Source organism: Emticicia sp. 17c (assembly GCF_037153985.1).
In the GTDB taxonomy this organism is placed as follows: Bacteria; Bacteroidota; Bacteroidia; order Cytophagales; family Spirosomataceae; genus Emticicia.
This window is the reverse complement of sequence record NZ_JBBAYI010000069.1, coordinates 1-606: the sequence shown is the minus strand read 5'-3', so window position 1 is coordinate 606 and position 606 is coordinate 1. Positions and strand designations below refer to the sequence as shown.

Annotated in this window: 1 protein-coding gene; it reads right to left on the bottom strand. The window is 39.1% G+C overall.

The window, feature by feature from the left end:
* Positions 1-597 (bottom strand): hypothetical protein (locus WAA15_RS24520; protein ID WP_337045485.1); only part of this gene is annotated, 597 nt, incomplete at its 3' end.
* Positions 598-606 lie beyond the last annotated feature (9 nt).

The following is a 606-nucleotide window of genomic DNA, read 5'->3' as shown; positions in this document are numbered from 1 at the left end:
GCTGGTTTTAGGTGGGGATTTAGTGCCACCGTCAAAGCCTTCGGGTGTGTCTAAAAATTGTTGTTCGGCTGGTACAAGCAATTTTAAAAAATCGTCTTTTAACTCAATAACTGATTCCAAGATACGTAAAGACCTGTTTAAGCCGTCAGATTTATATATCTCGGTATAAAACAGGTTAAAGACTTCTTCTTTTTGCTTGGTCAGAAAGTTGTTAAGGATATTCTTGATATGTTCCCTGTCCCAAACGTTGAATTTGTAGTTATTCATTGGGTGGCTTAAATTCCTGATTTTCCATTTATCGTTTACGAAATCGAAAGCCACGTTTTGAAAATAGAAATCACTCTTTTTGCCTACATAAATGTGGTCGTACCCGTTGAAATCGCTAAGGGTAATAAGTTTACTGTATAAGACCCTATTTAATGCGATAATCTCGTTTTCTGGCTTGTATTCAATAGAGCCAGTCCATAGCGGTGTGCCTTTGGGGGCTGATTGGTTGATGATTACCAACGGGTAGTCGCGGGCTTCGCTTCGCCCGAAATTATAATTCCAAATAACTGGTTGCAGGCCGTATTCACGGCAATAAATGTAGTCTGTCATGTTGTTTTA